This is a genomic window from Psychrobacter nivimaris, assembly GCF_009812035.1.
In the GTDB taxonomy this organism is placed as follows: Bacteria; Pseudomonadota; Gammaproteobacteria; order Pseudomonadales; family Moraxellaceae; genus Psychrobacter; species Psychrobacter nivimaris.
In genome coordinates this window covers 20,839-30,067 of sequence record NZ_VZIZ01000038.1, presented here as the reverse complement: position 1 = coordinate 30,067, position 9,229 = coordinate 20,839, and the positions used below count along the sequence as shown (strand labels likewise).

Annotated in this window: 8 protein-coding genes; 5 read left to right on the top strand and 3 right to left on the bottom strand. The window is 41.5% G+C overall.

All coding sequences use genetic code 11. From position 1 onward, the window contains the following. Positions 1-221: 221 nt before the first annotated feature. Entirely contained in the window at positions 222-530 is a 309-nt protein-coding gene (locus FQV37_RS12600; RefSeq protein ID WP_160023462.1) for a hypothetical protein, read from the top strand. A 37-nt stretch (positions 531-567) separates the two neighbouring features. On the opposite strand, the gene FQV37_RS12595 is transcribed toward FQV37_RS12600, so the two are convergent. Further along, complete coding sequence (locus FQV37_RS12595) at positions 568-828, bottom strand: DUF1289 domain-containing protein (RefSeq protein WP_160023460.1); 261 nt, start codon at positions 826-828, stop codon at positions 568-570. A 187-nt stretch (positions 829-1,015) separates the two neighbouring features. On the opposite strand from FQV37_RS12595, the gene FQV37_RS12590 reads away from it, so the two are divergent. The 3 genes from FQV37_RS12590 to FQV37_RS12580 all read left to right on the top strand — a co-directional run bounded on the left by FQV37_RS12590 (position 1,016) and on the right by FQV37_RS12580 (position 4,543). Then, positions 1,016-1,684 carry a YqiA/YcfP family alpha/beta fold hydrolase gene (locus FQV37_RS12590; RefSeq protein WP_160023458.1) on the top strand — a complete coding sequence of 223 codons (669 nt, stop codon included), beginning with the start codon at positions 1,016-1,018 and terminating at the stop codon, positions 1,682-1,684. 110 nt (positions 1,685-1,794) lie between these two features. Beyond that, complete coding sequence (parE, locus tag FQV37_RS12585) at positions 1,795-3,681, top strand: DNA topoisomerase IV subunit B (RefSeq protein WP_160023457.1); 1,887 nt, start codon at positions 1,795-1,797, stop codon at positions 3,679-3,681. Between the two features lie 166 nt (positions 3,682-3,847). Further along, complete coding sequence (locus FQV37_RS12580) at positions 3,848-4,543, top strand: lysophospholipid acyltransferase family protein (protein WP_228707123.1); 696 nt, start codon at positions 3,848-3,850, stop codon at positions 4,541-4,543. 180 nt (positions 4,544-4,723) lie between these two features. Here FQV37_RS12580 and budC read toward each other — a convergent pair whose 3' ends face one another. Next, a complete protein-coding gene (gene budC, locus FQV37_RS12575; RefSeq protein WP_160023455.1) occupies positions 4,724-5,506 on the bottom strand; it encodes a meso-2,3-butanediol dehydrogenase in 783 nt (260 codons plus the stop codon). 298 nt (positions 5,507-5,804) lie between these two features. On the opposite strand from budC, the gene FQV37_RS12570 reads away from it, so the two are divergent. After that, a complete protein-coding gene (locus FQV37_RS12570) occupies positions 5,805-7,256 on the top strand; it encodes a hypothetical protein (RefSeq protein WP_160023453.1) in 1,452 nt (483 codons plus the stop codon). A 143-nt stretch (positions 7,257-7,399) separates the two neighbouring features. Here FQV37_RS12570 and FQV37_RS12565 read toward each other — a convergent pair whose 3' ends face one another. After that, positions 7,400-9,064: a mechanosensitive ion channel gene (locus FQV37_RS12565; protein WP_160023451.1), complete on the bottom strand. Its 1,665-nt coding sequence runs from the start codon at positions 9,062-9,064 to the stop codon at positions 7,400-7,402. Positions 9,065-9,229 lie beyond the last annotated feature (165 nt).

The window sequence follows — 9,229 nt, the reverse complement described above, 5'->3', positions numbered from 1 at the left end:
ATTCTGAAATATCCCCCGACATTAGCTTGTCGGGGGTTTTTCTTTGTGTGCGGTTTGGTGGCAGATCTACTGATTTCAGTCTAATTTATTCTAGTAAGCGTATTACTATGTTTATTATAAAAAAACTTGAAGGTATGCTATTTTTTATTGAAAGCGCTTCTAACTTGTAAAAATCACTGTATCAAAGACAAAGCCGTCATTAGACTAATAAGGAAGTATGCGTGTCAATTTGGTTGCTAGTTCTAATATCATTTTTGCATATTACTATTGCCGGGGCTTTTGCTTTTGGGTTTCTTTTTTATATATGTGCAGAGGGAAGCCCAAGCTTAACCAAAATTGAGAATAATATTCTGTTTACCTTGCTGATCGGATATGCAGCTTCGCTTGTAATCAGTGTTGGAATGGCTGTTTATTTTTACGTATTTATTACTAGCGATTTATATTATTGGTGTTTTGCCATACCGTGGGGACTACTGATCCTACTATTAGGTTATTGGGCATATATTTTAGCGAAATTCAATGCATTCTGAGGATTCTATGAGCATGTCTGGCCTGATTCATTACTTCTCAAAATAATTCACCTATCTCAGGTATCTCTTCAAAATCGAATCCTAACTGTTCATCTTTACGCTGTCTCATTTGTTCTATACGCAGCTTACGTCCTGCGATAAGCCTTAGCACCTCGCGCTGCTGCTCTGTCGTCATATCATGCCATAGCTGGCGCTCAGTTCGACTACGCAGGCAACTAAAGCAATAACCCTTCTTATTGCTTTGACAAAGACCAATACATGGATTGGCAATCTCGAACAGCTCAAACTGTTGATTCATGACTCCTCCATAATGACTACCGTCATTCCTTTGACCTGCATAAAATCACTGTACAACATTATTATGTCGCAAATACCGACTAATAGTGTGCCATTTTATTATTATTATTTCCGTCTAGCGGGTGCTATGCTTAGCTTTGATAGCCTTTATAAGATAATCATAACAAAATTAATAAGTGAGATGATACGTGAACTTGATTTATATCCATGGATTGGACAGTGATGCCAACTCGACCAAAGGGGTGCTGTTAGAAAAATATTGCCAGCTACATCATCCTGATATTAATGTGCTGCGTCCTGATTTAAATAAGACCCCCGCTCAAGTATGTAAGCAACTACTGTCTTTGATCGAAGTGCTAAATAATAGTGAAGATGGAAAATCAGCAGATAAACAGACTGAGTTATCAAATACGGTATTAATCGGCAGCTCGCTAGGTGGGTATTTTTCTACTTTGATAGGCAATCAGATAGGTTGCCCAGTTTTATTGCTTAACCCTAGTATCCAGCCCTATATCACTTTAAAGCGTTTCTCTAATCAATCAGTATCAAGTCAAGATAACTTAAATGAGTCATCTACTAGCAAAGTCCTGCATACGACAGCGGGTGGCTGGAGTATTACGACTGCAGATTTACAGTGGTTTGCAGATAATCAGCTATTATCAGTAAATTATCCCGATAAAGTTGCTGTACTATTAAAAGAAGGTGATGAATTGCTAAATTCTGAATTGTCTAGAGATTTTTATCAAGGTCATGGCGCATCGGTAACAGTGCAAGTGGGTGGCGATCATCGCTTCAGTGACTTTGATAAGCAGTTGCCCATGGTGATGAATATCTTACAGAGTTTAGTGCAAGTTTAAATAGACGACATTATATGACGTAAGCGATGGAGTATTAACGTTAACGTCGCTATTTTTCGTTATAATGGTTTAATAGAATTAAACGCAAGCGAACAGTTAAGGATGCATTTGTGAGTCAATATAATGCGCAATCGTTAGAAGTTTTAGAAGGTCTTGAGCCAGTCCGTCGTCGTCCGGGTATGTATACCGATACCACGCGCCCGAACCATTTGGCGCAAGAGGTCATTGATAACTCAGTAGATGAAGCGTTGGCTGGTTATGCGAAAACCATCAAGGTGCAATTGCATAGTGATGGATCGTTGTCTGTCGAAGATGACGGGCGCGGTATGCCAACTGATATCCATCCTGAGTTTGGTCAATCTGGTATTGAGCTGATTTTGACCCGCTTGCATGCAGGTGGAAAGTTTTCGACCTCTAATTATGAAGTGTCAGGTGGTCTACATGGCGTGGGTATCTCTGTCGTCAATGCGCTATCAACTCGCGTTGAGGTTACGGTATGGCGTGACAGTACGCAGTTTGATATGGCATTTGAAAATGGTGCACCAGTTACGCCATTGACTGAAGCAGTCAGCTCAAATAAGCGTAAACGTGGCACTAGAGTGCACTTTTGGGCGGATGGTAGTTTCTTTGATACGCCCAAATTTAATGTAAAACAGCTTAAGCATAATTTAAAAGCAAAGGCTGTTTTGGCCGCTGGACTGACGATTGAATTCACTGACGATATTAATGATGAAAAGGTCGTTTGGCAGTTTACGGATGGGGTAGTCGAGTATCTAAGCGAACAATTAGATGGTTTGGAAACATTACCTGAAGCACCGTTTTATTATAATTATGATGCGAAAGCAAGTGAACGAGCGGCTATTACCTTTGCCTTGTCTTGGTTACCTGATGGTGGCACGCCGATTCAAGAAAGCTATGTGAACCTGATTCCCACAGCTCAGGGCGGTACGCACGTCAACGGACTACGCACGGGCATTTTAGAAGCACTTCGTGAGTTCTGTGATATTCATAATTTGCTACCACGTAGTGTGAAACTAACCGCGGAAGACGTCTGGGATGGAGTGAACTATATTCTGTCTCTGAAGTTCTCTGAGCCACAGTTTTCTGGACAGACCAAAGAGCGCTTATCTAGCCGTGAAGCGGCGGGCGCTGTACAGACATTGGCAAAAGATGCCTTTAGCCTATGGTTAAACCAGCATGCGGACATGGGCACGCAAATCGCTGAATTGGCGATTAATAAAGCTGGACGTCGTCTAAAATCTGCCAAAAAAGTCGCTCGTAAAAAGATTACTCAGGGACCAGCATTGCCTGGTAAATTGGCAGACTGTCGTGGTGATTTGCGTGATGGCGCTGAGCTGTTCTTAGTAGAGGGTGACTCTGCGGGTGGTAGTGCTAAGCAAGCAAGAGATCGTCATTATCAGGCGATATTACCTCTGCGTGGCAAAATCTTAAATACATGGGAAGTATCATCAGATACGGTGCTATCAAGCCAAGAGATTCATGATATTGCCATAGCTATCGGTGTCGATCCTGCCTCTGATGATTTGTCCGAGCTACGTTACGACAAGATATGTATCTTAGCTGATGCTGACTCTGATGGACTGCATATCGCGACATTGATCTGCGCGCTGTTTGTAAAACATTTCCCTGCACTAGTGGATGCAGGTCATTTATTTGTGGCCATGCCGCCATTGTACCGAGTAGATGTGGGTAAAGAAGTTCACTACGCGTTAGACGAGCCGGAGCTTGCACATATTTTAGCCAATGTGCCGGGTAATAAAAAAGCTCAGATTACACGTTTTAAAGGACTTGGTGAAATGAGTGCTGAGCAACTACGTGAGACGACGATGAGCCGTGATACACGCCGCTTAGTACAGTTAGATATGGATGACATGGTACTGACCAATAGCGTGATGGATATGCTACTGGCTAAGAAACGTGCCTCTGATCGCAAGTCATGGCTTGAGAGCAAAGGTGATTTGGCCGATATTTCTTAATACTTAGCAATAAGTTTAAAGAAATATGTGTGCAAAATATCGAAAATAGGTCATTACTTATATTTATGGCTAAACGATTTATCACATAATAAAAGCACGCAAAATTTAGCCTAGCCACAAAGGCTTAATGGTATTATGTCAGTACCTTTCATTATATTGTGCTGTCATGATACCGAAGATTTTTAACCGTTCTAAGTCTGTTGTTTCTAAACCTGCGCGCTCCAAAGTACTCCCAAAACTTAGCAAAAAGCATTTGGGAGACAAGGTTCCAAAGCGTGGCAATAAGTTTGCGCCTGTTATTGCATCCGCGCTGTTAAAGGCATCAGGTTGGCGTACGGTAGGCGAGATTCCAAATATCTCACAAGCTGTAGTGCTTGCTCTACCACATACTTCTAATGTGGATGGTATCTATGCGATTCCAAGTCTGTTTGCATTAGATATCAAAATCAGCATTATGGGCAAGCACACGCTATTTAAAGTACCTGTATTTGCGCAATTATTAAATTGGATAGGGGTTATTCCTATCGATCGTGGCAACAAAGGCTCTGTACTTCAAGCCAGTATTGATAAGTTCAAAACTGGTGAACCATTATTTTTGGGATTATCGCCAGAGGGTACACGGCAATATACTGAGTCGTGGAAGACAGGTTTTTATTATTTAGCGGTGGGTGCTGGTGTACCGATTTTGCCAGTAGCGATGGACTACAATACTAAAGAAATACGGTTTATGTCGCTGGTTTATCCTACAGGTGATATCGAAGCAGATTTACCAAAAATATATTCTCAGTATAAAGGGGTGTTGCCAAGACACCTTGCGCGTTTGTCGCAGCCACTACAAGATATGAATAATGCAGCTGAATAAGCTAGATAGTATTAATAGTAGTTCAATTAGTTAAGTTAAAATTACTGGTTGTATGACAGGTATGAAAACTTAAAGCTGTCTACAACTAAGTTCCAATAATTCATATTTAAAAAGCCCCTGATATGATGATATCGGGGGCTTTTTTTTGAGTAATATTTAGATACCTATCAGCTTAACAATTTAGAACTGTGGTTGGCCGTTAGAAGCGCTAACACCGCCGTCAACAGGTAGATTAACACCAGTAATCATAGAGGCATCATCGCTTGCTAAAAAGGTAATAGCAGCGGCGATATCCTCTGGGGTTGCCAAACGTCCAAGTGGACAGCGAGCTAAGAACTTATCCGTCTTAGACTCATTATCTTGGATAGCCGTAGTCATATCGGTTTTGGTGACACTTGGATTAACCGCATTGACGCGAACACCATCTGAACCATGATCTAATGCTAATGTACGGGTCAAATTGGTCACACCCGCTTTAGCAGCATTGTAAGCAGCCATATTCCAGTCACCACCTACGCCCGAGAGCGATGAAATATTGACGATATTACCCTTTGATGCAATCAAGTGAGGCATAGCAGCTTGAGAGACGTAGAAGGTCCCATTTAGATTCACATCGATAGCAGAGCGCCAATCATCAGCAGATAATTCTGTGATTTTACCTTGAGTTGCTTTGCCCGCATTGTTTACCAAGATATCAATCTTGCCGAATTTGTCGATAGCGCGCTCAATCATCTCTTGTACTTGGCTTTGAACGCTAATGTCGCATGTAATAATGAGATAATTATCAGTATGAATCCAAGTACGATCTTGTGGTAATTCTTTGGCAGTTTCTTCTAGTGTTGCTGCCGTACGTCCTACTAGAACCACGCTAGCGCCTTCCTCGGCAAAGCGAATAGCAGTCGCACGGCCAATACCAGAACCTGCACCCGTTACAACGACGGTCTTTTCTTTAAAACGCTTCATAATGTTTAATCCTTATTATTATATAATAGTCATTAGAGTTTCGATGATTAAAAATTCGATGACTACGGTCTCGATAAATACAACTAAGTACAGTTCGTCATCCATAAACTTGCACGCAAGCAATACTGCTTTGATATCATCATAACAAGTGATCGTCTTGAAAGCGACTGTCTCTGATAGTGCTTATGTAGCATAATTTTGCATCATTCAAATATTTGTAATACGCGATAATGATGTTGTTATCATTACGAGCTGGCATGTGCGATATTCACCATACGATAATAGAAGGTTGGAACTTGTGTCCCATTCGATTACTACCATGCCCGACTGGGGCTACCTGACGACCGAGCTAGTCAGTTATTTACAAGCAGATGCTATGGCAGTGACTTTAGAAGGCATGCATACGATTGAGCATGAATACAATGCTCAGTATATCGCTCGTCACTATCAATATCAGTTGCCACTTGGCAAGCTACAGCTGTTGGAGCTGACACTATATCTACCCTATGATACAGAGTCGGTTGATATTGAGGCTGTACGTATGACGGCGGTCAAGTCAGCACTTACGTGGTACAAGTCATTATGGTCTCAAAATGAAGGCAATGCTTCAGTTGGTTATGAAGCTATGATCTTTGACATTCAGCTTGTTGGAGGAAGTAGCAGTCTCAATCAAGGTGATAATGATGACAGTGCAAACCCTTCAAATAGTGCTCTACAGCGACTTAAACACAATTTTGGGGTTCGTTACTTTTTAGAAGATTTAGTTGTCGACATGAGCGAAAGCATGCAGCAGCTACAAGTATTTAGCTGGTATGACTGGTACTCGATAGCAGCAGCGGTACGAACCCCGTGTGAGTTATGGCGTTTCTTAGCTTATCATTTAGAACAGCTGCAGCAGTCGGCCGTAAACCATATCCCAAGTTTTGAATCGGAACACGCTTTGGTTAAACGCTTTTTGCAAAGTCCAGACCTGTTTGCCCCTGCCATTGTAGTCGACAATGCGCTCATAAAAAATGAAGTACAAGACGAACCTAACTCAGCACTGGTCGCCATTACGCTTGCCTACAAGAACCAAAGTTCAACTGCTCAGATGTACCATCAGCATATGATACAAGCAGCCACGATATGGTCTCAGCTAAGTATGCAGATGATAGATACGTATGGTAAAAAGCAAGTAGCTAATAACGACGAACAGACAGAAACACCGCTCGCTCACTGGCAACAACAACTACTAGATGAGTCTTTGTTTTCACGTCACGAGCTTATTCGTACGCTATATAGACACCCTAAACAAAGTGCAGCGCTGCAAAAAGATGGCTATGTGGTACACCAACATTCTTATGAAAGTTTGGGACGACATTATGTACTGGTGTTTTATGGTCAGGAGTCAAAGGGTTCTAATAGTAAAGCCGCTGTCCAACCGAAGCTAGCGAAGATCGCACAAGACGTTGCTACGCGTTTGCCAATTATTGAGCTACATCATGTAGTCGTGCTTGGTATCGAGTTTATCACTGAGAATAATGAGAATTTTTTCGATATTGATTTGTGGATTCAGCCAGTCGATGCGATGACTCAAAGGGAGCGCCAACTTACTAAGCAAATGCAAAAGCTAAAGCAACAGGAGTTAGATAAGCAAAATATGCCAGCTGCTAGTAGCGTGGAGGATGGTAAACCTGCGAAGGCGCAAAAAGAGAAGCTACCTCAAGTACAGATGAGCTTGACGATTCCAGCACGTAAAGATAAGCAGTAGATTGTAGCGTGAAATTGTTTGAATGACATTTTATACTAAGAGCTTCGATAAAAATAACCATAGATTTATTAATATATTTACTGATATAAAAAAAGACAGCCTAGGCTGTCTTTTTCGTATCTAAACTAAACAATCAAAAATACTTATTTATTGATATCGTCATTGAGACCACTACCAGGAAGTACATCATCACTGTTGTAGATGTCATTAGTATCAACACGTGGTGTATCAACTACATCGGTACGTAAATCAGTGGTAGGTGTACTAGCAGCAGATGGCGTGTTTTCACGAACTGAATCAACAACTTTTTCTTGAGTTGATGAACTTGGCTGTAGCGCAGATTTTGCTTTCGCTTCAGTGCGTTCATGATCCATCTTATCCTGCATTTTACGTAGGAAGCGAGCTGCAGCTTCTTGACCACCAAGACCGAATGATAGGGCAAAGGCAACGGCTACCGCGCCTAGTGTTAGACCAAATGCTAAGTTAACGATTGAATCGGCAATACCCATCGCTTTTAGACCCATTGCTAATACTAGGCCCATGATTAATACACGTACGATGTTTGCTAGGAATTGTGAACCTTGCTCAGAACGTTCAACCACACCTGCAATGATATTGGCAAGCCAGAATCCGATGAATAGGATAATTGCGCCTAGGATGATATTTGCACCGAATGCGATAAACATCGTGATAATAGCTGAGATAGGCTCGAAACCTAACAAATCAGCAGCTGCAATAGCGGCAAATAGCATAGCGAAGAAGATAATCGCATAACCAACTAGGTCAGAGATTTTCTTATCACCCATGGTTTCTTGTAGACCAACTTTCGCAGGTAATTGATTGATTTGAGTGTTCTCAATCAGACCCTTGATGATGTTGGCAACCATACGTACAACATAGAAAGTCACTACTAGGATAGCGACTGCCATGAAGATGTTTGGCAATGCTTCCATGATTTTGTTAAGCATATTGGTCGCAGGGCGAGCAATTACTTCAATTTTTAATGCGTTTAGAGCAGCAATAATGGTTGGAATAATAACCACTAAAAATGCTAGCGAACCTGCAATGTTAGGTAAGCTATTTTGCTCACTTAAACCTGCTTTTGACGCCAATTCTTGTACATTAAAAGTAGAAACAAGGTTGGTTACGATGCCGCGTACGACTTTGGCAATGATATAACCAACGACGAAGACCACACCAGCAATCAAGATATTAGGGATGAAGCTAAAGATTTTGTCGACCATGTTAGTTAATGGAGCGAACAAGCCATCAAGCTCTAATTGACCAAGTACCATGGTCAACACAACCAATAAGATGAACCAGTAAACCATATCAGCAATCGTACTGCTCATAGGTTTTACACCAGCTTGTGCACTTAAACGCTCATCCATAGAGGTTTTCGCGAGTGCAGCGTTGATCGCTGTGCGTGCAACAGTAGCCACGACCCAACCGATCACACCAAGTGCGATAGCGCCGATAAGATTAGGGATAAATGCCAATACTTGATTAACCATATTTGCGAATGGTGCTGAGATAGAGTTTAAGTTTAATTGGCTAAGTGCGCCTGAGATAGCAATGATGAAAATAAACCAGAAAACAATTTTGGAAATGATACCTTCAAGGTCGTAGGTCTTACCAGTTGAAGAGTTCATACGCTGATTGAGATTAACTTTAGAGAGTACGCCGCGTACCAGTGCTGCGATACCAAGGGCTACTAGCCAACCAATAACGAATATCAAAATAGCACCAATGATGGAACCGATAGGTCCACCGAGATAGCCGTTAAAAGATGTGTACATTGGGTTCATCTTATCCTCCTTGAAGCATCTTATATAACTCGCCAAAAACAATGTTCATACAGCGATTAGTGAGCAAGACATACAGATGGTTGTCATAAATAGTATTTTTAGAATCAGTTATATAGAGATGTTATCGTTTTTGAGCATAAATCATTATCAGCAGTATCTCTTATT